Raw genomic sequence first — 23,504 nt, 5'->3', positions numbered from 1 at the left:
TGAGCATCGCCACCAGCCGGCTTGATCGACCTCCGAGCTTCGCGCCGGTTTGACCAGTTTCGATCGCCGTGCGACCTGGCAGCTACCTGGATAGCATCTGAGCCTAAGCACCGAATTTCCTCGGACCTTCGTCGCTCGCCGTGATTGTCGCGGTGATGGGTGCGCGAGGAGTGCGTTCGACGGTGGCCGTTCCCGCTCATGGACACGGTCAGCCGATACCCCACCGGCGCTGATGCGTCGCCGGTGCCGAAAGTGCAGAAGCAACAGGTCCGACGCGGCAACGCCGTACGGGTCTGTGGTTCCCCGCTGCCCGGGGAAATCGCTCTTGATCGTAATAAAGCGCGATATGCCCCTCGCCGGCGCTGACACCTGTGAGGTTTCAATATGGAGCGCACCACCCTTGCCCCGCCGGAGCCGTATCCGGTGCATGAACGGCAGCCCGACCGGCCGATCGGACTCGTGTCCGCCGGCGACGTGCCCACCGACGTGCGGCGCGGCGGCGAGCTACGTGTCCTGCTCGGTCCCAAGTCAGTGGGCTCGACGTCCGGGTTCCTCGGCCGGGCGGATCTGGCGCCGGGTGAGCGGATCGCCGAGCACTACCATCCGTACTCCGAAGAGTTCCTGTACCTCATCGAGGGCGAACTCGTCGTCGACCTGGACGGCGAGCCGCACCCGATGCGGCCCGGCGACGCCCTGCTGATCCCGCCCGGTACGCGGCACCGGCTGCGCAACAGCGGCACGGAGCCGGCCCAGTGCGTGTTCCACCTGGGCCCGCTCGCCCCTCGACCGGAGCTCGGGCACGTCGACACCGAGACCGATGGTGGTCAGGGAAGTGCCCGATGACCAGGAGGGTCGCCGTCACCGGTGTCGGTGTCGTCGCCCCAGGCGGGATCGGAACCAAGGACTTCTGGGAGTTGCTGGTCGACGGGCGTACCGCCACCCGACCACTCTCCCTGTTCGATGCGTCGCGGTTCCGATCGAGGATCGCAGCCGAGTGTGACTTCGACCCGCGCGCAGCGGGGCTCACGGACGCGCAGGTGTACCGACTCGACCGGCACATCCTGTTCGGGCTCGTCGCGGCGCGGGAGGCGGTCGAGGATGCCGGGCTCGACGCGGGCGCGATCGACGGCTGGCGCACCGGCGTCGTCATGGGTACGGCGGTTGGCTCCACCATCCGGCTGGAGGACGAGTACGTCGTCGTGTCCGACACCGGACGCCAGTGGTTGGTCGACTCCGGCAGCCCCCACCCGTACCTGTACCACGCTCTCGTGCCCAGCACGCTCGCCTCGGAGATCGCCGGCGACCACGCCGCGCACGGCCCGGTGATGACGGTTTCCAACGGCTGCACCTCAGGGCTGGACGCCGTCGGCTACGGGTTCCAGTTGATTGAGGACGGGCAGGCCGCCATCGTGATCGCCGGTGCGTCCGACGCGCCGATCTCGCCCATCAGCGTCGCGTGTTTCGACGCGATCAAAGCCACGAGCGCCCGCAACGACGACCCTGCACACGCCTCCCGCCCGTTCGACGCGGATCGGGACGGTTTTGTGTTGGGGGAGGGCGCCGGCGTACTGATCCTGGAGGAGTTCGAGCACGCTCGACGCCGCGGCGCGCGGATCTACTGCGAGCTGGCGGGCTTCGCCACGTTCGGAAACGCCTACCACATGACGGGGCTGACGACCGCGGGCGTCGAGATGGCCGCCGCCATCACGTCGGCGCTGGCGCAGGCGCGGGCCAATCCTGACGAGGTGGACTACGTCAACGCGCACGGGTCGAGCACCCGGCAGAACGACCGCCATGAGACGGCAGCCGTGAAGCGCAGCCTCGGACCGCACGCCTACCGCACCGCGATGAGCTCCATCAAGTCGATGGTGGGTCACTCGCTCGGCGCGATCGGCAGCATCGAGCTGGTCGCGTGTGTCCTGGCGATCGCCAACGGGGTGATCCCGCCGACCGCGAACTACGAGACACCCGATCCAGAATGCGATCTCGACTACGTGCCCCGGCAGGCCCGGCCGGCCCCGCTCGACCTGGTGGTCAGCGTGGGTAGCGGGTTCGGTGGCTTCCAGTCCGCTGTCGTGCTCGACGCCTGCGGCAGGAGGGCGCGATGACACGGCGGGCCGTTCTTACCGGGCTCGGCGTGGTGGCGCCCACCGGGGGTGACACCGAGGAGTACTGGACGGCGACGCTGGCCGGTCGCAGCGCGATCGGCCCGATCACGCATTTCGACGCGTCCGCGTACCCGGCCCGGCTGGCCGGCGAGGTCCGCGACTTCGACGCGGGCGGTGCCGTGGAGCAGCGGATCCTCGCGCAGACCGACCGGTGGACGCACTTCGCTCTGGTCGCCGCTTCGCGGGCGCTCGCCGCGGCGGGGTTACCGGACGCCGGCGACGAGGGGTTCTCGATCGGGGTCACCACGTCGGCCTCGTCCGGCGGCAACCTCTTCGGGCAGCGGGAGATCCAGGCACTGTGGTCGAAGGGGCCCGCGTTCGTCGGCCCGTACCAGTCCATCGCCTGGTTCTACGCCGCCTCGACCGGTCAGTTGTCGATCGCCAACCAGCTTCGCGGCCCGTGCGGCGTGATCTGCACGGAGGGCGCGGGCGGGCTGGACGCGCTCGGGCACGCGCGGCGGGCGATCCGGCGCGGCACCCGGGCCGTGCTCACCGGCGGTACCGAGGCGCCGATCGGCCCGTACGCGCTGACCTGCCAGATACCGGCCGGCACCCTGTTCACCGGCGCCGATCCCGAACGCGCCTACCGGCCCTTCACCCGCGACGCCGCCGGGCACGTGCCGGGCGAGGGTGGGGCGATGATGGTCGTCGAGGAGTGGGCGAGCGCCCGGGACCGGGGTGTCCCGGTCCTCGCCGAGATAGCGGGTTACGCCACGGCCTTCGCCGGGCCGTCCGATGACCGGGCGGACGCCGGCGGTTGGGCCGCGTCCGCGCCCGCGCTGGCCGCGGCCATCGGCGGCGCGCTCGCCGACGCCGGTCTGTCCCCTTCGGACATTGACGCGGTCGTCGCCGACGCGGTCGGTGTCCGGGCGGCCGACCGGGCCGAGGTCGAGGCGTTGCGTATCGCGCTGGGTGAGCGGGCGGCCCGGGCCCCGGTGACCGCGCCGAAGGCGGGAGTCGGGCGGCTGTACTCGGGCGGCGCCGCGCTGGACGTTGTCACCGCCGCGCTGGCGATCCGCGACGGCGCGCTCCCACCGACCCCGTCGGTCATCCCGGCCGACGTCGACGAGGACATCGACCTTGTGACCGGTGAACCGCGGCGGCTACCGCTTTCGAACGTACTGGTCATCGCCCGCGGTTTCGGAGGGTTCGCCTCCGCCCTCGTGCTGCGCCGCCCGCCGGATGCCGGCTGATCAGATTTCCCTACCTGAAGTGAAGGAGTTACCCGATGTCGGTTCGTATCGCCCAAGAGGATCTTGCCGTCTTTCTGGACGCCGGCGCCGGCCTGAAGATCCCGGTCGCGGATCTCACGCCGGACGCCCAGTTCGCGAGCCTCGGTGTTGATTCTCTGGCGGTCCTCGGTCTGACCGCCGAGATCGAGCGCCGCTACCACGTCAAGCTGACGGCGGAGGTCACCGGCTCGACCTCGATCGCCGCGTTCCTCAGGTCCGTCAACGAGCAACTCCTCGCGGCGGCCTGACATGCCGGGGCGCACCGAGAACAGCATCGTGATCTCCGCTCCGATGGAGCTGGTGTGGCAGCGTACGAACGACATCCGGGCCTGGCCGGACCTGTTCAGCGAGTACGCCGCCGCCGAAGTCCTGGAGGAGGACGGCCCGCGGGTCCGGTTCCGGCTGACCATGTACCCCGACGAGCAGCAGCGCGTGTGGTCGTGGGTCTCGGAGCGGATCGCGGACCCGGTCACGCGCACCGTCGAGGCGCGCCGGGTCGAACCGGGCCCCTTCGAGTACATGCGGATCCGCTGGACGTACGAGCAGACCGACGACGGGGTGCTGATGCGCTGGATCCAGGACTTCGCCATGCGGCCGGACGCGCCGGTGGACGACGCCGGCATGACCGCCCGCATCAACGCGAACAGCCCGGTACAGCTGAAGTTGATCAAAGAAAAGCTCGAGGCGGACACGGGCGCGTCCGCCTCGGCGCCGCGCGGCTGATCGGTATGAACGCTGTCCCCTGGGGCCTTCGTGACGGCGCCCCAGGGATATCGCGATGGGCATGAGAGGAAGTCAGATGCACCGAACCCTGATCGTCGCCCGGATGAAGCCCGATGCCGAGCAGGCCGTCGCGGACGTCTTCGCCCGCTCCGACCGCACCGAGCTGCCCCACCTCATCGGTGTCCGATCGCGCACTCTGTTCCGGTTTCACGATCTCTACATGCATCTCATCGAGGCCGACAGGCCGGTAGGCCCGGCGGTCGAGCGGGTGCGGGACGACGCCCTGTTCCAGCAGATCAATGCGGAGCTCGCGGCGTACATCGAGGCGTATGACCCCGCGACCTGGCGCAGCCCCGCGGACGCCATGGCTTCCGAGTTCTATCGCTGGGAGCCGTGAGGGATCCACATCGTGGATCAGCGGTCAATGCAGGCTCAGCAACGCACCACGACGGAACGTGATCCAGCCGTAGCGAGCAGCCACCCAAGGAGTAGCCATGACTTTCCGAAGCGTGATCGTCTGTCACATCGTCCCGGGCAGTGAGGACAAGGTCGCCGAAGTCTTCGGCCGTTACGACAGGGCGACGCGACCGCAGGATTTCGGCGTGATCGGGCGCACCCTGCTGTCACTGGACGACCTGTACATCCACGTGATCGAGCGCAACGTGGATCCGAAGACGCTGGAGCGACCCCGGGGATTGCCCGCGTTCCAGCAGATCGCCGAAGAGATAGCGCCGTACGTGACGCCGTACCCGAAGGACTGGAAGGTCCCGTCCGACTCCGTCGCCAAGGAGTTCTACAGCTGGGTTCCGGCCACGGAGCCGGAATCGGCCGTGACGGAAGAAGCCGTCATCGTCCAGCGCCTCCGGCCCGGCGCCGAGCCGGACATCGCACGCCTCTTCGCCGAGTCCGACGCCGGGCCGCTGCCGGGCGAGATGGGCGTCCGAGGGCGTTGGTTGTACTCGCTCGACGACGTCTATCTGCACCTGTTGGAGTACAGCGCGCTGCCGTCCGTCGAGGCCCGGACGCGAAGCCACGAGAAGCCCGCCTTCGCCCAGCTCATGGCGGACCTCAGCCCGTTCGTCGGCCACTACAGCCCGCAGTGGCAGAGCCACCAGGACGCGGTGGCCAAGGAGTTCTACCGCTGGCGGGCCTCGGACTGATGACGGGTCGAGGCGCTGGATGCGGTCGTCTCAGCGGGCAGCCGGCCGAGGAGACGCCGTGATCAGGACGATGCGCCGGCTACGCGCGCGCCCGGGGTGCGAACACGCCGTGGAGTCCGCGTGGCGCGCGGTCGCCGAGCAGATCGGCGAGCTGGCCGGCAACCTCCTGCGGCAACTGCTCCGCGACGCGGGCGACGGGCGCTCGTTCGTCGTCGTCACCGAGTGGGCCGACGACTCGGCACTGCGCGACTACGAGATCGGGCCGGTCGCCGCCCGCTTCGCCGCTGCCGTTCGTCCGCTGTGCGAGGAACCCGCACCGGACAGCTACCGGGTGATGCGCGACCCGGGCGACGAGGCACCGGGGATCTTCGTAGAGGTCTCGGTCACCGTGCCGGCCGCCAGGCTGGCGGCGTTCACACGCGGATACGCCGAGGTCAAGGCACGGATGGCCGGGGTGCCTGGATACCTGCGCGAGGACCTGCTGCACGAGCCCGGTTCGGACATCTTCCACATCTTCGCCGAATGGCGCGGCGAAGCGGAGTTCTTCCGCTGGATCGACAACCCGGCGCATGCGCAGGAGGAGGCCGGGCCGATCGCGTCCTTCCTCCGCACAGACTTCCGGCGCCGCCTCTTCCACCTCGCGACCCATCCCACACGAGAAGCCAGTACGGGCAGGGAGATCGACGTGCACACGACAACGGATGTACTCATCGTCGGCGCGGGGCCCACCGGGCTGACTGCCGCCGTCGAGCTGGCCCGGCGCGGCATCGAGTGCCGGGTGATCGAGAAGCTGACCACCCCACCCGGCCAGGCCGACAAGGCGATCGGAATTCACTGCCGCACCATGGAGATCTGGGCGGAGCAGGGCATCGTCCGGGACGCCATGGATGCCGGGATCTGGCTGACCGGCAACATGGTGTTCGTCAACGGTGTCCAGACCCACCGGATGAGCTGGGAGCTGCCCGAGCTGCCGTACGCGCACCTCGGCCTGCCCCAGTACGAGACCGAGCGCATCCTCACCGAGCGGCTGGCCACGCTCGGCGTGCGCCCGCAGCGAGGGGTCGAGCTGGTCACGTTCATCCAGGACGACGACGGCGTGCTGGCCACGCTCGCGCGCGCGGCCGGCGGCGGCGGCGAGACGGTACGCGCGAAGTACCTGGTCGGCTGCGACGGCGCGCACAGCAAGGTCCGCGAGCTGCTCGGATTGACGTTCCTTGGCGGGCTGGGCCGGTTCCCGCAGTTGTTCATGCTCGGCGACGTGGACGTGGACTGGGACATGCCGGAGGGCCATCTGCTGCGGTTCATGCACTCCACCGACGGCCGGATGGACGGCATGCTGGTGTGCGTACCGCTGCGCGGTGAGTCCCGGTACCGGATCGCGACGCTGGCGCCGCCCAGGTTCTTCGCGCAGACCGGCGGGGCGGAGGCCCCGCCCGGGTTCAGCGAGGAGCTCGCCGCACCGACCCTGGCCGACGTCCAGGCCGCGCTGGACCAGCTGGCCCCGCCCGGCACGCGCGCGTCGAACCTGCGCTGGTCGTCGGTGTTCCGGATCAGCCACGGGATCGTGGACCGGTACCGCGACGGCCGGGTGTTCGTCGCCGGCGACGCGGCGCACCTGCACCCACCCGCGGGCGGCCAGGGCATGAACACCGGGATCCAGGATTCCTGGAACCTGGCGTGGAAGCTGGCCCTCGCAGTACGGGGAATCGCCGCGCCCGGGCTGCTCGACAGCTACGAGGCCGAACGGCGCCCGGAAGGCGAGGAGATCGTCGGGCGTGCGGTGCGGATGGCCTTCACCGACGAGCTGGACCGCGAGGACCTGAAGCGCCAGTTCCTGCAGGAGATGTCCATGCTGCTCAGCTACTCGGACAGTCCGCTCGTCGGCGAGTCCGTCTCCCCTCCCGATGCCCTGGCCGCCGACGCCCCCAAGCCCGGCGACCGCGCCCCCGACGCTGGCGGCCTGCACCGGCGGGGCGTCGGACATCCGCTGCGACTGCGTGACCTGACCTGCGGGACGCGGCACACGCTGCTGCTCTACGCGGACGGCTCGGCCGACGAGGCGGCGGTGGCCGCGGTGGAGAAGGTGTGCGCCGAGGTCCGCGAGCTGGCGTCCGGGGAGCTCGACGCGTACCTGTTGGCCAGCCCGGACGCCAGCGTGCCGGCGATGCTCAACCCGCCCGTTGTACGCGACACCGCGGGCGAGTTCCGCGCCGCCTACGGCGTCACCGGCACCGCCCTGTACCTGATCCGCCCGGACGGGCATGTCGGTTTCCGAAGCCAGCCACTCGACGCCGACGCGCTGCGCAAGAACCTTCAGCTGGTGTTCGGAGGTGCGAAGTGACGAGGGTCCGCACGGTGCTCGCGATGCGCGCCAGGGAGGGCTGCGAGCAACGGTTCGAATCGGAGTGGCTGTCGGCGGCGGAGAAGATCCGCACGCTGGACGGCTGCCTGCGCCAGGACCTGGTCCGCGACGCCGACGACCCGCGCAGCTACCTGATAATCAGCGACTGGGCGGACCGCGAGCGGCTGGACGCCTTCGGCCACAGCGGGCACCGCGACGATCTGATGCGGGTGATCCGTGACCTGCGCGAGTCCGCGCAACGGCACACGTACCAGGTCCTGCACAGCGTGCGGAGCGAGCCCGAGGAGTCGAGATGACCGACCGCGCCGTACCCGCGTCGGAGCTCTACACCGACGAGTTCGTCGCCGATCCCTATCCCACCTTCGCGCGCCTGCGGACGGACGCTCCGGTGTGCCCGGTCAGCTCGCTGCGGTTCGACCAGTACCTGATCACCAGGCTGGACGACGCCAAGGCCGCGCTGACCGACCCCCGGCTGTCCAAGGACCTCTACGGCCCCGGCCAGCACTACCTGCGAATCTTCGGGCCGAACTCGGAGGGGCTGAACAAGAACATGCTCAACTCCGACCCGCCGGAGCACACCAGGCTGCGCCGGGTCGTGTCGCAGGCGTTCGCGCCCCGCCGGATCGAGGCGTTGCGGCCGCGCGTGGCGGAGATCGTGGACGACCTGCTCGACAAGATCGTCCCGCAGGGCCAGGCCGATCTGATGCGCGACTTCGCGATCCCGCTACCGATGATGGTGATCTCCGACCTGCTCGGGATCCCGGCGACCGACCACGATCGGGTCCTCGACTGGACCCAGGTGATCAGGACGTCCGGGTCGTCCCGTCGACCTCCGGAGCAGGAGCGGGCGGCCGTGCAGGAGGCCCAGCTACGGCTGAACCATTACCTTGCCGACCTCGTGCAGGCCAAACGCGGGAATCCCGCCGACGACATGATCAGCGCGCTGATCGAGGCCTGCGACCACGACGGGACGCTGGCCGAGTCGGAACTCGTCACCACCACGTTCCTGCTGCTGTTCGCGGGACACCAGACCACCGCGGACTTCCTCGGCAATGCGACGGTGGCCCTGCTGACCAACCCTGACCAGCTCGAACTTCTGCGCGCCAAGCCGGATCTGCTGCCCCAGGCGATCGAGGAGCTTCTCCGGTTCGACGGCCCGTTGCCGGTGGCCAGCCCCAGGATCGCCACCGAGGACATCGAGTACCAGGGCGTACGCATCCCGCGCGGGTCGATCGTCGGCGTGGTGATCAACTCGGCGAACCACGACCCGGAGCACTTCGCCGACCCGGACCGGCTGGACCTCTGCCGCGACCGTGGCCCGCACATCGGCTTCGGTCACGGTGTCCACTACTGCCTCGGGGTCTCGCTGGCGAGGATGGAGGCTCAGATCGGCATCGGGGCACTGCTGCGCCGATTGCCGGACCCGCGGCTCGCGGTGCCGGTCGAGCAGCTGCGCCGGCTGCCGGCGGCGTCGCCGTTCCGGGGCCTGCTGGAGCTACCGGTTCAGTTCTCCTGATGATCGCCGAGAGTCTGGGGCGTCACCTCGCCCCAGACTCTCGGCGATCGCGGATCAGGCGATGGTCGCGGTGCCTGGTGATCGGCAGGCGGTGGAACTCGATGGGCCGGTCGCTCGACCACGGCGCGGTGGGCGCCATGCACAGCGACGCGAATCGCAGCAGGGTCGACTCGTAGGTGACCCGCCAGCCGATGAAGTCCCGCCACGCCTCGTCGCGGTCGTCTCGCAGTTTGGCTCCGGCATCGACCAGCCGATCGCACACCTCGTCGTACTCCTGCCGGCTCACCGCGATCCCGTCGCCCGGCTGCGCATTGGCCTTGTAGGGCATGGCGAAGTAGTCGCCGGTGCGGCGCAGCGCGAGGTAGCCGGCGCGGAGGCAGATCTCGGCGTTGCAGTGGCCGATGTGCTCCTCCGGGTCGAAGGTGGAGACGACCAGGGCCGCGGAGTCCAGGACGGCGCCGGCTGCGGTGACCCAGCTGCGGTCGGGCGAGGGGGACCGGAAGAACACCAGCATGGGTGTGGTGGCGTGGGTCTCCTCGATCTCGTTGAACCACTTTGTCCAGTCGGCCCAGTACGTCTCCAGCAGCGGTAGGCCTTTGATGCGCAGCAGCCGGTCCAGCAGCTCCGCCGCTGAGGGTGGGTCGCCGGCTTCGGTCTCCAGCGCGGTCACCAGCAGTTCGCGGCGCGAGTAGGTTGCGTAGATCGTCGGCAGATAACTGATCAGCAGCGCGACGAGGCCGAGCCCGAAGGCCGCCTCGACCATCTCGATCACGCCGGTGAGGACGCCGGTGGGCCCCCGGAAACCGAGCGTGAACAGCGACGACCCGCTCGCCAGCAGAGCGTCCTGCCAGGGGTGTACCCCGAGCGACCAGTAGATGGCGGCGAAGCCGACGACGACCAGCGCCAGCCAGACCAGGGGCAGGGCCAGCAGGCTGAACGGGCCGAACATGGCCATCACCCGGTCGCGGCTGCGGTAGCCGTGGGCGCGGCCGGTGAGCAGGTGGAAGATGGCCTGCATGCCGAGGAAGGTCCAGCGGGTGATGAGCATCGGCGTGCCGCGGGGGACCACGAAGGTCTGCGCGGCCGACACCATCGTCACGGTGACGATGATCAGGCCGAGTAGGCCGACGAGAACTGCGACGAATACGTCCATGCCGTGACCTTCCACACCAAGGTACTTCGCCGCCGGGTGTCGGTAGATCGGACAGTTTTCTCCGTCGCCGAGCGGCCGCACGGGGTGACGATCCAGCTCAGCGGCGCCACACGTACGGGTGGATCTTGGACGCGCCGACGGGCGCGGCCGATCCACCTCGATGCTGGTGTTACTGTGGAGTCCCGTGGATCGGGCGTCGCACGCTTGCCCACACCGTTAGACGAGAGACCTCGCAACGACCACGGGAGCAGGCTTTGGCCCCTTCGGCTAGGACGACCAAGCACATCTTCGTCACGGGGGGCGTCGCCTCCTCTCTCGGCAAGGGGCTGACCGCCTCGAGCCTGGGTAACCTGCTCACTGCCCGCGGCCTCCGCGTGGTCATGCAGAAGCTCGACCCGTACCTCAACGTCGACCCCGGAACGATGAACCCGTTCCAGCACGGCGAGGTGTTCGTCACCGAGGACGGGGCCGAGACCGACCTCGACGTCGGCCACTACGAGCGCTTCCTCGACCGTGAGCTGTCGCAGAAGGCCAACGTCACCACCGGCCAGATCTACTCGGCGGTGATCGCCAAGGAGCGGCGCGGGGAGTACCTCGGCGACACCGTCCAGGTCATCCCGCACATCACCAACGAGATCAAGGACCGGATCCTGGCGATGGCCGAGCCCGGTCCGGACGGCCGCAAACCGGACGTGGTGATCACCGAGGTGGGTGGCACCGTCGGCGACATCGAGTCGCTGCCGTTCCTGGAGGCCATCCGGCAGGTGCGCCACGACATCGGCCGGGACAACGTCTTCTACCTGCACGTGTCGCTGGTGCCGTACCTCGCCCCGAGCGGCGAGCTCAAGACCAAGCCGACCCAGCACTCGGTGGCCGAGCTGCGCAACATCGGTATTCAGCCGGACGCGATCGTCTGCCGCTCCGACCGGGAGATCCCGCAGAAGCTCAAGGAGAAGCTCGCGCTGTACTGCGACGTCGACCGCGAGGCCGTCGTCAGCGCGCCGGACGCGCCGAGCATCTACGAGATCCCGAAGGTGCTGCACCGCGAAGGGCTCGACGCGTACGTGGTGCGCCGGCTCAACCTGTCGTTCCGCGACGTCGACTGGAAGCGCTGGGACGACCTGCTCGACCGGGTTCGCCACCCGCGGCAGACCGTCACCGTCGCCCTCGTCGGCAAGTACATCGACCTGCCGGACGCGTACCTGTCGGTCACCGAGGCGGTCCGCGCGGCCGGCTTCGCCCACCGCGCCCGCGTCGACATCCGGTGGGTGCCCAGCGACGACTGCACCGACCCGGCCGGCGCCGCGAAGGAGCTCGCCGGCGTCGACGGCGTGCTCGTCCCCGGCGGCTTCGGCGTACGGGGTATCGAGGGCAAGCTCGGCGCGATCCGGTACGCCCGGGAGAACCGCATCCCGACCCTCGGCCTGTGCCTGGGCCTGCAGTGCATGGCCATCGAGACGCTGCGCCACACCGCCGGTATCGCCGACGCGAACTCGCTGGAGTTCGACGAGAACACCCCCAACCCGGTGATCTCGACCATGGCCGACCAGGAGGACATCGTGGCCGGCAAGGGCGACCTGGGCGGCACGATGCGGCTCGGCGCGTACGACGCGCACCTGTTGCCGGGTTCGATCGTGGCCGAGGCGTACGGCGAGACCGTGATCTCCGAGCGCCACCGCCACCGCTACGAGGTCAACAATGCCTACCGGGACGCGATGGCCGACGCCGGCCTGGTCGTGTCGGGCACCTCGCCGGACGGGCGGTTGGTCGAGTTCGTCGAGCTCGACCGCGACCTGCACCCGTTCTTCGTGGGCACCCAGGCGCACCCGGAGCTCAAGAGCCGGCCCACCAAGGCGCACCCGCTGTTCGCCGCGTTCATCGGCGCCGCCATCGAGTACAACGACGCCGACCGGCTGCCGGTCGCGTTGCCCGAGGCAGCCGAGGAGACCGCAGCCGAGGAGACCGCCGCCGAGGCCGCCGCTGCCGAGGCCGCGTCGGCGCAGGTCGCCGACGGTGAGGTCGCCAAGAAGCGCACCAAGAAGGCGGCCAAGGCGGCCACGTCCCGCAACGGAGCGTCCCGGGCGTCGGTCCGGTCATGAGTGACTGCGCGGCTGCCGAGACCGAGCGGTACCAGGTCGTTTCGCGTACGGAGCACTTCGCCGGCCCGATGTTCCGCGTCGTCACCGACGAGGTGCGGATGCCGGACGGGAACGTCGCCAAGCGCGATTACATGGTCCACATCGGTTCGGTCGGGGTGGTCGCGCTCGATGAGGACGGCCGGGTGGTGCTGGTCTGCCAGTACCGCCACCCGGCCGGCCAGCACCTGTGGGAGCTGCCGGCCGGGATCATGGACGTCGACGGCGAGGCGCTCGACCGGGCCGCGCTGCGCGAGCTGGAGGAGGAGGCCGACCTCACCGCCGGCCGGCTCGACGTGCTGGTCGACGCGTACCCGTCGCCGGGCTGCTCGAACGAGCTCATCCGGCTGTTCCTGGCCCGCGACCTGAGCCCGGTGCCGTCCGAGCGTCGCCACGAGCGGCGGGACGAGGAGGCCGGCATGATCGTGCGCCGCGTCGACCTTGACGAGGCGGTGGCGATGGCGCTGCGTGGCGAGATCGTCAACGCGGCGTGCCTGGTGGGCCTGCTGGCGGCGGCCCGCGCCCGGGACTGCGGCTGGTCGACGCTCCGTCCGGTGGACACGCCGCTACCGAGGAGGGAAGTGGCGCCTCCTGGGTGACATGCTGTTAACCATGCGGTCCAGTGGTTTCCAGTGTGATCCATGCCGCATCGGCATCTCAGACCTAGACTCCCGTCGGCGAGGCTCCGCGTCCTCGCAGGTGGCAACGGGGCCACTACCTAGCGATTGAGGGGTCGCACACGGTGAAGGTCGGAATCCCGCGCGAGGTCAAGAACCACGAGTACCGCGTAGCGATAACGCCGTCGGGCGTGAACGAGTTCGTTCGAAACGGTCACGACGTCTTCGTCGAGTCCGGAGCGGGGCTGGGGTCGTCCATCACCGACGAGGAGTACCGCGCTGCCGGCGCGACCATCCTCGCGGACGCCGACGACGTGTGGGGGACCGCCGAGCTGGTCCTCAAGGTCAAGGAGCCGATCGCGGAGGAGTACCACCGCATGCGGGAAGGGCAGGTGCTCTTCACGTACCTGCACCTGGCCGCGTCGGCTGACTGCACCCGCGCGCTGCTGGACCGCGGCGTCACCGGCATCGCGTACGAGACCGTCGAGCTGCCGGACCGGTCGCTGCCGCTGCTCGCGCCGATGTCGGAGGTCGCCGGCCGGCTCGCGCCGCAGGTCGGCGCGTACCACCTGATGCGCCAGGGCGGTGGCCGTGGCGTCCTGATGGGCGGCGTGTCCGGTGTCTACGCGGCGAAGGTCGCCGTCATCGGCGCCGGGGTCTCCGGCATGAACGCCGCTTCAATCGCCCTGGGCATGCAGGCCGAGGTGTTGCTGCTGGACAAGAACATCTCCCGGCTGCGCGCCGCGGACGCCATCTACCGGGGCCACCTGCAGACGGTCGCGTCGAACGCGTACGAGATCGAGAAGGCCGTGATCGACGCTGACCTGGTCATCGGCGCGGTTCTGGTGCCGGGCGCGAAGGCGCCCATGCTGGTCTCCAACGACCTGGTCAAGCGGATGAAGCCGGGCAGCGTGCTGGTCGACATCGCCATCGACCAGGGCGGCTGCTTCGAGGACTCGCGCCCCACCACGCACGCCGACCCGGTGTACCAGGTGCACAACTCGGTCTTCTACTGCGTGGCCAACATGCCCGGCGCGGTGCCGCACACCTCCACGTACGCGCTGACGAACGTCACCCTCCCGTACGCGGTGGAGCTGGCCAACCGCGGCTGGCGGGACGCGCTGCGCGTCGACCCGGCCCTGGCAGCGGGGCTGAACACGCATGCCGGCCAGGTCACGTACGGCCCGGTGGCCGACGTCCACGGCTTGAGCCACCTGCCGGTCGCCGAGGTGCTCGCCTGAACAGCCCGGCGCCGAACAACGAACCCGGACCGGCTCTCCGGCGGGTACTGCGAACCTATCTTGATCACCTGACGGTCGAGCGGGGGCTGGCCGCGAACACGCTCAGCTCGTACCGTCGTGATCTTGATCGCTACCTGGAGGTGCTCACCGCGGCGGGGGTGTCCGACCTCGCCGCGGTCGGGCCCTCGGAGATCGCCGGGCACCTGGCCACGCTGCGCACCGGTAGCGACGACCATCCGCCGCTGTCGGCGGCGTCCGCGGCGCGCGCCGCCAGTGCGGTCCGTGGGCTGCACCGGTTCGCCGTCCGGGAGGGGTTGACCACGCATGACCCGGCGCGGGAGGTCAAGCCGCCGACGCTGCCGAAGCGGCTGCCCAAGGCCCTCGATGTCACGCAGATCGAGCAGTTGCTGGCCGCCGCCGGCGCCGGCCTCGACGAACCCCTAGCCCTGCGTAACCGGGCGCTGCTGGAGTTTCTTTACTCCACCGGCGCGCGCATCTCGGAGGCCGTCGGCTGTGCCGTCGACGACCTGGACCTCCGCGAGGGCACGGTGCTGCTGCACGGCAAGGGTGGCAAGCAGCGCCTGGTTCCGGTCGGCGGGTACGCCCGCGAGGCCCTCGAGGCCTACCTCGTCCGGGCGCGGCCGGGGCTGCTCGCCGCCGGGCGGGGGAGCCCTGCGGTGTTCGTGAACGCCCGGGGTGGACGGCTGTCCAGGCAGAGCGCGTGGACGATCCTGCGCCAGGCCGCTGTCGCCGCCGGGCTGCCGGTCGACGGCGACCGCGGGGTGTCGCCGCACACGCTGCGCCACTCTTACGCCACCCACCTGCTCGACGGCGGCGCGGACATCCGGGTGGTCCAGGAGCTGCTAGGGCACGCCTCGGTGACGACAACGCAGGTGTACACGCTGGTAACGGTGGAGCGGCTGCGCGAGGTGTACGCGACGGCCCACCCACGCGCTCGTGGCTGACATATTGCCCCTTTTCGGGTACATCGTTCGTGCGGGATCGGCTGTCTACCTGCCGTTCACAGGCAGTATTTGGCTTGTCGCGGTAACGACACGCCGTGTCCTGTAAGGAGATTTAGGTTGGTCGTGGCGTACAGTCGGGCGACGGCCATTTCCGCGCGTGCCTGGAGTCGGCGAACCGGTGCGGACCCGGGCGGCGGGTGTGTGCCACCGGGAGGGGGCGGGAAGTAGATGGGCATTGGCGAGCAGCAGGCAGAGGCGTGGACCTCTGTGCTTCGGGCGGAGCAGCAGTCCGCCATGGATCTCGGCGCGCATCTCGGTCCCGCCGATCCGACGGCGTACACCACGCGGCGGCCCATCCCGGATCCGTTCCCGATCGACCGGCACGGCCCGGCGCGCATCATCGCGATGGCCAACCAGAAGGGCGGCGTCGGCAAGACGACCACCACGATCAACCTGGGCGCGGCTCTCGCCGAGTACGGCCGGCGGGTGCTGCTGGTCGACTTCGACCCGCAGGGCGCGCTCTCGGTCGGGCTCGGCGTCAACCCGCATGAGCTGGAGCTGTCGGTCTACAACCTGCTGATGGACCCCGAGGTCGGCATCGAGGACATCCGCATCAAGACCGACGTGGCCGGTCTGCACCTGCTGCCGGCCAACATCGACCTCTCCGCCGCCGAGATCCAGCTCGTCAACGAGGTGGCCCGGGAGATGGCCCTCGCGCGGGCGCTCCGGCCGGTGCTGCGCGACTACGACTTCATCCTCATCGACTGCCAGCCGTCGCTGGGCCTGCTTGCGATCAACGCGCTGACCGTCGCCCACGGGGTGCTGATCCCGCTCGAGTGCGAGTTCTTCAGCCTCCGCGGGGTGGCGTTGCTGCTGGACACCATCGACAAGGTGCGCGAACGGCTCAACTTCGACCTCGACCTCGAGGGCATTCTCGCCACGATGTACGACAGCCGGACGACCCACTGCCGCCAGGTGCTCCAGCGGGTGGTCGAGGCGTTCGGCGACAAGGTGTACCAGACGGTGGTCACCAAGACCGTGAAGTTCCCGGAGTCCACCGTGGCCGGCACCCCGATCACCACGCTCGACCCGGCCTCGTCCGGTGCGCGCAACTACCGGCAACTCGCCCGGGAGGTCATCGCGGCGCAGGCCGAGCGGGACGACAGGTAAGGCCGCCGCGCCTGTGATTTCGTCCTATTTCATCGGTGCCTCGCCGGTGAGCATGGGGTCGTGAGCTACGGTCTTCGGGTGACCGCGCCTGTCGACGAGACGACCGTGCCTGTCGATGAGGTGCCGGCGCCTGTTGACGGGGCGTCCGGGCTCGTCGACGAGGCTGCCGCGGGTGTCGACGGCACCCCGGCTGCTGACGACGCCCCGGCCGGCTTCACCGTCCGGCTGGCCAACTTCACCGGCCCGTTCGACCTGCTGCTGCAGCTCATCGGCAAGCACAAGCTCGACGTCACCGAGGTAGCGCTGCATCAGGTCACCGACGAGTTCATCGCGTACATCCGCGCCATGGGCGACGACTGGGACCTCGACGAGGCCAGCGAGTTCCTCGTCATCGCGGCGACGCTCCTCGACCTGAAGGCGGCCCGGCTGCTACCCGCGGCCGCGGTCGAGGACGAGGAGGATCTGGCCCTGCTGGAGGCGCGCGACCTGCTGTTCGCGCGGCTCCTGCAGTACAAGGCGTTCAAGGAGGCCGCCGCCGCGATCTCCGGGATGGAGGCGGTCGCGTCCCGCCGGTGGCCCCGCCAGGTCCAGCTCGAACCGCGCTACGCCGAGGCGCTGCCCGACATGGTCCTGGGCATCGGGCCGGAGCGCCTCGCCGCGCTCGCGATGAAGGCGTTCGCCCCCAAGGTGCCGCCGGTGGTGTCGATCGAGCACATCCACATGGTGCGCGTCAGCGTTCGTGAGCACGCTGAAAAGATCCGTGAGCAGCTGATTCGGCTCCGTGTGGCCTCCTTCCGTACGCTGTGCGTCGACTGTGACAGCACCCTGGAGGTCGTGGCGCGGTTCCTGGCGCTACTGGAGCTGTACCGGGAAGGCCTGGTCGGCTTCGACCAGGTGCAGGCGCTCGGCGAGCTGAACGTGCGGTGGACCGGCAGGGACGACGCCGGCGGTGGTCTCGACATCGACGAGTACGGCGAGGACGAGACTAAGAGTGTTGAGGAGGAGGCGCAGTGAGCGGCGATGACGCGGCTGCCCGGTCGCTCGCGGACCAGGCGGCGACGTGGATTCCGCCGTGGGAACGTCCGCCCGCGCCCGCTCCGGTATCTGATCCTGAGCCCGTTGCCGAGGTCGAGTCGGTCGAGGCTGAGCCTGCGGCGGAGGCTGAACCGGTTGCAGAGGCCGAGCCTGAGCCGGCCGCTGAGCCTGAGCCGGCCGCTGAGCCTGAGCCTGAGCCGGCCGCTGAGCCTGAACCGCCCGCTGCGATCCGCTTCGAGGACCCGGTTGAGCTGCGCGGCGCGGTCGAGGCGATCCTCCTGGTCATCGACGAGCCGGTGTCCGAGATGACCCTCGCGGAGGTGCTCGACCAGCCCACCGACCGCATCCTGGCCGTACTCGTCGACCTCGTCGGCGAGTACACCGAACAGCGTCGTGGGTTCGAGCTGCGGCGCGCCGCGGGTGGCTGGCGGTTGTACACCCGGGCCGACTACGCCGCGTACGTGGAGCGCTTCGTCCTCGACGGGCAGCAGGTACGACTGACGCAGGCGGCACTGGAAACCCTCGCCGTCATCGCGTACAAGCAGCCCGTCACCCGGTCCCGGATCTCGGTGATCCGTGGCGTCAACTGCGACGGCGTCGTGCGTACCCTGCTGGCCCGCGGCCTGGTCGAGGACTGCGGCAGCGAGCCCGAAAGCGGTGCCTTCCTGTATCGCACAACAGCACTGTTCATGGAAAAACTGGGCATCAACAGCATCGACGAGTTGCCGCCGCTGGCCCCGTTCCTACCCGATGATGTGGATGAGATAGCAAATGCCCAGGGTTGAGTCAGAGAACACCCAACGGTTGCAAAAGGTCCTCGCCGCTGCCGGGGTCGGCTCGCGCCGGGCCTCCGAGGAGCTGATCGCGGCCGGTCGGGTCACCGTCAACGGCAAGCGCGCGACCTTGGGGGACAAGGCCGACCCCGAGACCGACGCGATCCACGTCGACGGCGAGCGGGTGGTCACGAACCAGAAGCTCGTGTACATCGCCATGAACAAGCCGCGCGGCGTGGTGTCGACGATGGCCGACGAGCGTGGCCGGGAGGCCCTCGCCGACTACGTCGGCAACGTCGACCAGCGGGTCTACCACGTCGGTCGGCTGGACGCCGACAGTGAGGGGCTGCTGCTGCTCACCAACGACGGCACCCTCGCGCACCGGCTCATGCACCCCTCGTACGAGGTGGCCAAGACCTACCGTGCCGAGGTGGCGGGCCCGGTGCCGCGCGCGGTCGGGCGTCAGTTGCTGGCCGGCGTGGAGCTGGAGGACGGGCCAGCCCGGGTCGATCAGTTCAAGCTGGTGGACGCCCACCAGCGCACCGCCCTGGTCGAGGTCGTCATTCACGAGGGCCGCAAGCACATCGTCCGGCGCATGTTCGAGGAGGTCGGCCACCCGGTCAACCGCCTCATCCGTACCGCGATCGGGCCGATCCGGCTCGGCGATCTCAAGCCCGGACGTACCCGCCGGTTGACCAATGCGGAGGTCGCCGCCCTGTTCAAGGCCGTGGAAGGGTAGCCGGCGGGAAGCCGTGAGGTAACGCCCGGCATTATTGAGGGGGTCGTGGAAGCGCATCGGAGGCAGGCAGAGTGAGCGAACAGCGTTGCGTGGTGGCCGTGGACGGGCCCTCGGGGTCCGGCAAGTCCACCGTCTCGCGTCGTCTCGCCGTCGCGCTGGACGCGCGCTACCTGGATACCGGGGCGATGTACCGGGCGGTGACCTGGGCGGTCCTGCGGGACGGGATCGACCCGGCCGATGCCGAAGCGGTCGCCAAGATCGCCGACAACGTGGTCCTCACCATCAACACCGATCCGCGGGATCCGCACATCAGCGTGGACGACACCCCGGTCGACGGTCCGATCCGCGGGCCTGAGGTGACCGCGGCCGTGTCGCCGGTCGCGGCGGTACCCGCCGTCCGCGCGCGGCTGGTCGCCCAGCAGCGCCAGATCATCGCCGCCGAGCCGCGCATCATCGTTGAGGGCCGTGATATCGGCACCGTCGTCGCGCCCGACGCCGACCTGAAGGTGTACCTGACCGCGTCGGAGGATGAGCGGGGCCGCCGGCGCAGCGCCGAGAACGCGGCCGACCTCGCGGCGACCGTGGCGGATCTGGCCCGCCGCGACACGTTCGACTCCAGTCGGGCGGCTGATCCCCTGCGCCAGGCCGACGACGCGGTGGTGCTCGACAGCACCGAGCTGGGTATCGACGAAGTCGTGGCGCATTTGAAGGCACTGGTGGACGGGGCGACGCGACAGTGACTATGAACGAATCGGACCGGACCGAGCTGGATCAGGTCGACTTCCACGAGGAAGACTTTGACGAAGCGGACTTCCAGGAGTTCGACGAAGCCGACTTCGAGGAGGCCGAGGCCGCCGAGGGCGACATCGAAGAGGTCGACGAGGGGCCGGTGCCGGTCGTGGCGGTCGTCGGACGGCCGAACGTCGGCAAGTCCACCCTGGTCAACCGGATCATCGGCCGCCGGCAGGCGGTCGTCGAGGACGTACCCGGCGTGACCCGCGACCGGGTCGCCTACGACGCGCTGTGGTCCGGGCGCAAGTTCACGATCGTCGACACCGGCGGCTGGGAGCGCGACGCGCGCGACCGGGCCAAGGCGATCGCCGCCCAGGCCGAGGCCGCCGTGCTGACGGCCGACGTGGTGCTGTTCGTGGTCGACGCGAGGGTCGGCGCGACCGACGACGACGAGGCGGCCGTGCGCATGCTGCGCCGCGGCGGCAAGCCGGTGGTACTCGTAGCCAACAAGGTCGACAACGCCCGGCAGGAGGCCGAGTCCGCCCACCTGTGGTCGCTGGGCCTCGGCGAGCCGCACCCGGTGTCGGCGCTGCACGGACGCGGCTCGGGTGACCTGCTCGACGCCGTCCTCGCCGCGATACCCGAGGAGCCCACCGGCGTGGCCCGGCCGCGCGGCCCCCACCGCGTCGCGCTCGTGGGCCGCCCCAACGTCGGCAAGTCCAGCCTGCTGAACCGGCTTGCCAAGGAGGAGCGGGCGGTCGTTGACGCGATCGCCGGCACCACGGTCGACCCGGTCGACAGCCTGGTCAGCGTCGGTGGCGAGGTCTGGAACTTCGTCGACACCGCGGGCCTGCGCAAGCGCGTCGGTTTTGCCAGCGGTACCGAGTACTACGCCAGCCTGCGCACCGCCGCCGCGATCGAGGCGGCCGAGGTGGCCATCGTGCTGCTGGACGCCCACGAGCCGATCAGCGAGCAGGACCAGCGCATCATCACCATGGTCGCCGAGGCCGGCCGGGCGCTGATCATCGCGTTCAACAAGTGGGACCTCGTCGACGAGGACCGCCGGCACCAGCTGTCCCGCGAGATCGAGCGGGACCTGCGGCGCGTGCCGTGGGCGCTGCGCCTCAACGTGTCGGCCATGACCGGCCGGGCGGTCGACAAGCTCGCCCCGGCCCTTCGGACGGCGCTGGAGAACTGGTCTCGGCGGGTGCCGACCGGCCGGCTCAACCAGTTCCTCACCGCGCTCGTACAGGCCACCCCGCACCCGGTACGCGGTGGTCGGGCGCCCCGCATCCTGTTCGCCACCCAGGCGGGCACGTGTCCGCCGCGATTCGTGCTGTTCACCACCGGGCCGCTCGATCCCGGCTACGTGCGCTTCGTGGAGCGCAAGCTGCGCGAGGAGTTCGACTTCGCCGGTTCGCCGATCCACGTGTCGGTACGTCCCCGGAAGAAGAACGGGCGCAGCCGGGGCTGATACACTGTTGATCATGTCCGCGCGTTTGAACTTCTGGTGGCCCGCCTGACCGGCGGCCATCCTTACCCGCGCGTGACCTGACCATCCGCGGCCGCCTTTCGAGGCGGCCGTCGGCGTTTCCGCGGTCTTTCCGCCTCGTGCAGGCGGCCAGACCGAGAGGAAACCCAGTGGAGATCCCCGAGGGCCCGTTCGCGCTGCTGCGTCGCGAGGGCCGCGACCATGTCGAGATCCTGACGGGTACGGTCGAGACGGCCTCGTCCCTCGCCGAACTGCCCCTGCGCGACGACGCTTCGGCCGGTCCGGACGTCCTCGCGCTTGTGCCTTATCGGCAGGTGCGCGAGCGCGGCTTCGAGGCCGTCGACGACGGCGCTGCGCTGCTGTACCTGCCGATCGGCGGTTATGCCGAGGCGCCGGTCGACGAGGTGCTGGCGGGGCTGCCGTCTTCGCCGCCGCGGGTCCGTGGCGGTGCCTTCGACGTGGATGACGCTTCGTATGCGCGGATCGTCGAAGACGTGCTCCGAGACGAGATCGGCCGCGGCGAGGGCTCCAACTTCGTCATCCACCGGGTCTTCGAGGCGTCCGTCGACGGAGACCCGCTTGCCGCCGCCCTGGCCGCGTTCGCCCGATTGCTGCGCGACGAGCGCGGAGCGTACTGGACCTTCCTGGTGCACACCGGTTCGCTGACGTTCGTCGGTGCCACCCCCGAACGGCACGTCAGCGTCGACGACGGCCTGGTCATGATGAACCCGATCAGCGGCACCTACCGCCACCCCGCGGGCGGTCCGGACCGTGACGAGCTCCTGGCGTTTCTCGCCGACCGCAAGGAGACCGACGAGTTGTACATGGTGCTCGACGAGGAGCTCAAAATGATGGCGACCGTCGCGGATCGGGGTGGCCAGGTCGTCGGTCCGTACCTCAAGCAGATGGCCCACTTGACGCACACCGAGTACCTGCTGGTCGGGCGCGGCTCGAAGGACGCGCGTGAGGTGCTGCGGGAGACGATGTTCGCGCCGACCGTCGTCGGCAGCCCGATCGAGAACGCATGCCGGGTGGTGGCCCGCCACGAGCAGCGTGGGCGTGGGTACTACGGCGGAGTTCTCGCTCTGATCGGCCGGGACACTCTCGGTAGGCAGACGCTCGACGCACCGATCCTGATCCGTACCGCGGTCTTTTCCGCCGAGGGTGAGCTGCGGGTGCCGGTCGGGGCGACGCTGGTCCGGCACTCGACACCGGAGCACGAGGTCGCCGAGACCTATGCCAAGGCCGCCGGGGTCATGGCCGCGCTCGGGCTGCGGGGGAGTGGCGATGCTTCGGCTCCTGCCGTCCTGGTTGCTGATGATCAGGTACAGGCGGGGCTGGCGCGCCGCAACGACACGCTGGCTTCATTTTGGCTTGAGGAACGGGTCGCTTCGCCGGTCTTCGACGGCCGTCGGGTGCTCGTCGTGGACGCCGAGGACACGTTCACCGGCATGCTCGCCCACCAACTGCGCGCGCTGGGGTTCGGGGTGACGCTCCGCTCGTACCGTGAAGATTTTGATCGTGAGGGGTTTGACCTGGTCGTGGTCGGACCGGGGCCGGGAGATCCGGGTGATCTCGCCGATCCCAAGATTTTTGCGTTGGACCGGCTCGTGCGCGATCTGCTGGCAGCGCGGCAGCCGATGCTGGCGATCTGCCTCGGCCATCAGGTGCTGGCGGGCGCCCTCGGCCTACCGCTGCACCGCAAGGACAGCCCCTATCAGGGCATGCAGCGCGAGATCGACTTCTTCGGCCGGGCGGAGCGGGTGGGTTTCTATTCGACGTACACGGCCGTCTGCTCCTCGGCTTTCGAGGGCGTTGAGGTGAGCCGGGACCAGCACTCCGGAGAGGTCCACGCGCTGCGCGGCCCGACGTTCGCGGGCGTCCAGTTCCACCCGGAGTCGGTGCTGACCGAGCACGGGATCGACCTGCTGCGCGAGCTGGTGGCACCGTTGCTTTATGCGGGTAGGTCGCCGCTGACGCTGTAGCCGGTGTGGATCGGCGCCATGATCGCCTGGACGATGCTGCGGGTCGTCTGAGCGGTCCTGGCGCCGTCGTCCATGCCGCGGCCGGTGCACGTGCTGAACCGGACGCGGACGGTGCGGTTGCCGGTCAGGAGGACCGCGTCCGGATGGGGCGTGTCGGTGCTCGCGTCGCAGCTCTGGGGTGGGCGGACCGGGTTACGGCCGGCCGGGGCTGTCTCGATCAATTTGTTTAGCCGGTCGGCGCTGTCGCCGGTGACCTTGGCCGAGGCCTGGATTCGGTCCTTGCCGCCGTAGTAGCAGACGGTGACG

22 protein-coding genes and 1 pseudogene are annotated in these 23,504 nt (G+C 69.9%); 21 read left to right on the top strand and 2 right to left on the bottom strand.

What is annotated here, in order from left to right; genetic code table 11:
* Positions 1 to 384: 384 nt before the first annotated feature.
* The 10 genes from HC028_RS25435 to HC028_RS25390 all read left to right on the top strand — a co-directional run bounded on the left by HC028_RS25435 (position 385) and on the right by HC028_RS25390 (position 9,161).
* On the top strand, positions 385 to 843 hold the full coding sequence (locus tag HC028_RS25435) for a cupin domain-containing protein (protein WP_168079965.1): 459 nt from the start codon (positions 385 to 387) through the stop codon (positions 841 to 843).
* The gene (locus tag HC028_RS25430) at positions 840 to 2,108 is read left to right on the top strand and encodes a beta-ketoacyl-[acyl-carrier-protein] synthase family protein (RefSeq protein ID WP_168079964.1); all 1,269 of its coding nucleotides are present in this window, start codon (positions 840 to 842) and stop codon (positions 2,106 to 2,108) included. The genes HC028_RS25435 and HC028_RS25430 overlap by 4 nt, the downstream gene beginning before the upstream one ends.
* On the top strand, positions 2,105 to 3,361 hold the full coding sequence (locus HC028_RS25425) for a beta-ketoacyl synthase N-terminal-like domain-containing protein (RefSeq protein ID WP_168079963.1): 1,257 nt from the start codon (positions 2,105 to 2,107) through the stop codon (positions 3,359 to 3,361). The genes HC028_RS25430 and HC028_RS25425 overlap by 4 nt, the downstream gene beginning before the upstream one ends.
* 35 nt (positions 3,362 to 3,396) lie before the next feature.
* Positions 3,397 to 3,648: an acyl carrier protein gene (locus tag HC028_RS25420; RefSeq protein WP_168079962.1), complete on the top strand. Its 252-nt coding sequence runs from the start codon at positions 3,397 to 3,399 to the stop codon at positions 3,646 to 3,648.
* A gap of 1 nt (position 3,649) precedes the next feature.
* A complete protein-coding gene (locus tag HC028_RS25415) occupies positions 3,650 to 4,123 on the top strand; it encodes an SRPBCC family protein (RefSeq protein ID WP_168079961.1) in 474 nt (157 codons plus the stop codon).
* A gap of 76 nt (positions 4,124 to 4,199) precedes the next feature.
* Positions 4,200 to 4,520, top strand: coding sequence for a TcmI family type II polyketide cyclase (locus HC028_RS25410; protein ID WP_168079960.1), 321 nt, complete (start codon positions 4,200 to 4,202; stop codon positions 4,518 to 4,520).
* A gap of 97 nt (positions 4,521 to 4,617) precedes the next feature.
* Complete coding sequence (locus tag HC028_RS25405) at positions 4,618 to 5,283, top strand: TcmI family type II polyketide cyclase (protein WP_168079959.1); 666 nt, start codon at positions 4,618 to 4,620, stop codon at positions 5,281 to 5,283.
* Between the two features lie 58 nt (positions 5,284 to 5,341).
* The gene (locus tag HC028_RS25400) at positions 5,342 to 7,624 is read left to right on the top strand and encodes an FAD-dependent monooxygenase (RefSeq protein ID WP_168079958.1); all 2,283 of its coding nucleotides are present in this window, start codon (positions 5,342 to 5,344) and stop codon (positions 7,622 to 7,624) included.
* On the top strand, positions 7,621 to 7,941 hold the full coding sequence (locus HC028_RS25395) for a putative quinol monooxygenase (protein ID WP_168079957.1): 321 nt from the start codon (positions 7,621 to 7,623) through the stop codon (positions 7,939 to 7,941). Before HC028_RS25400 ends, HC028_RS25395 begins: the two co-directional genes overlap by 4 nt.
* Positions 7,938 to 9,161: a cytochrome P450 family protein gene (locus HC028_RS25390; protein ID WP_168079956.1), complete on the top strand. Its 1,224-nt coding sequence runs from the start codon at positions 7,938 to 7,940 to the stop codon at positions 9,159 to 9,161. The genes HC028_RS25395 and HC028_RS25390 overlap by 4 nt, the downstream gene beginning before the upstream one ends.
* A 22-nt stretch (positions 9,162 to 9,183) precedes the next feature.
* Here the strand turns inward: HC028_RS25390 and HC028_RS25385 are convergent, their stop codons facing one another.
* Positions 9,184 to 10,314, bottom strand: coding sequence for a hypothetical protein (locus tag HC028_RS25385; RefSeq protein WP_203981558.1), 1,131 nt, complete (start codon positions 10,312 to 10,314; stop codon positions 9,184 to 9,186).
* Positions 10,315 to 10,568: 254 nt separating this feature from the next.
* Between HC028_RS25385 and HC028_RS25380 the strand changes: the two are divergent.
* From HC028_RS25380 to HC028_RS25330, 11 genes and pseudogenes are all read left to right on the top strand, one after another.
* Positions 10,569 to 12,311: pseudogene (locus tag HC028_RS25380) on the top strand (CTP synthase); the annotation flags it as partial.
* 98 nt (positions 12,312 to 12,409) lie between these two features.
* Positions 12,410 to 13,048 (top strand): NUDIX domain-containing protein, encoded by a 639-nt coding sequence (locus HC028_RS25375; protein WP_168079954.1) that lies wholly within the window; start codon positions 12,410 to 12,412, stop codon positions 13,046 to 13,048.
* A 143-nt stretch (positions 13,049 to 13,191) separates the two neighbouring features.
* The gene (ald, locus tag HC028_RS25370; protein ID WP_168079953.1) at positions 13,192 to 14,307 is read left to right on the top strand and encodes an alanine dehydrogenase; all 1,116 of its coding nucleotides are present in this window, start codon (positions 13,192 to 13,194) and stop codon (positions 14,305 to 14,307) included.
* Positions 14,304 to 15,272, top strand: coding sequence for a site-specific tyrosine recombinase XerD (locus tag HC028_RS25365; protein ID WP_168079982.1), 969 nt, complete (start codon positions 14,304 to 14,306; stop codon positions 15,270 to 15,272). The genes ald and HC028_RS25365 overlap by 4 nt, the downstream gene beginning before the upstream one ends.
* A gap of 228 nt (positions 15,273 to 15,500) precedes the next feature.
* The gene (locus HC028_RS25360) at positions 15,501 to 16,442 is read left to right on the top strand and encodes a ParA family protein (RefSeq protein WP_168079952.1); all 942 of its coding nucleotides are present in this window, start codon (positions 15,501 to 15,503) and stop codon (positions 16,440 to 16,442) included.
* Positions 16,443 to 16,520: 78 nt separating this feature from the next.
* Positions 16,521 to 17,456, top strand: a complete 936-nt coding sequence (locus tag HC028_RS25355; protein ID WP_239075698.1) for a segregation and condensation protein A — start codon at positions 16,521 to 16,523, stop codon at positions 17,454 to 17,456.
* Complete coding sequence (scpB, locus tag HC028_RS25350; protein ID WP_168079951.1) at positions 17,453 to 18,262, top strand: SMC-Scp complex subunit ScpB; 810 nt, start codon at positions 17,453 to 17,455, stop codon at positions 18,260 to 18,262. The genes HC028_RS25355 and scpB overlap by 4 nt, the downstream gene beginning before the upstream one ends.
* Positions 18,249 to 18,989 carry a pseudouridine synthase gene (locus tag HC028_RS25345; protein ID WP_168079950.1) on the top strand — a complete coding sequence of 247 codons (741 nt, stop codon included), beginning with the start codon at positions 18,249 to 18,251 and terminating at the stop codon, positions 18,987 to 18,989. Before scpB ends, HC028_RS25345 begins: the two co-directional genes overlap by 14 nt.
* A gap of 71 nt (positions 18,990 to 19,060) precedes the next feature.
* Positions 19,061 to 19,729: a (d)CMP kinase gene (cmk, locus tag HC028_RS25340; RefSeq protein ID WP_239075699.1), complete on the top strand. Its 669-nt coding sequence runs from the start codon at positions 19,061 to 19,063 to the stop codon at positions 19,727 to 19,729.
* A gap of 2 nt (positions 19,730 to 19,731) precedes the next feature.
* Positions 19,732 to 21,195, top strand: a complete 1,464-nt coding sequence (der, locus tag HC028_RS25335; RefSeq protein WP_168079949.1) for a ribosome biogenesis GTPase Der — start codon at positions 19,732 to 19,734, stop codon at positions 21,193 to 21,195.
* 167 nt (positions 21,196 to 21,362) lie between these two features.
* The gene (locus HC028_RS25330; RefSeq protein WP_239075700.1) at positions 21,363 to 23,198 is read left to right on the top strand and encodes an anthranilate synthase family protein; all 1,836 of its coding nucleotides are present in this window, start codon (positions 21,363 to 21,365) and stop codon (positions 23,196 to 23,198) included.
* Here HC028_RS25330 and HC028_RS25325 read toward each other — a convergent pair.
* The coding region (locus HC028_RS25325; protein WP_203981559.1) for a hypothetical protein at positions 23,168 to 23,504 on the bottom strand (337 nt) is incomplete at its 5' end. The two genes, HC028_RS25330 and HC028_RS25325, sit on opposite strands and share 31 nt — an antisense overlap.

The organism is Planosporangium flavigriseum (assembly GCF_011947225.1).
Taxonomy (GTDB): domain Bacteria; phylum Actinomycetota; class Actinomycetes; order Mycobacteriales; family Micromonosporaceae; genus Planosporangium; species Planosporangium flavigriseum.
This window is presented reverse-complemented; position numbering and strand designations above follow the sequence as displayed.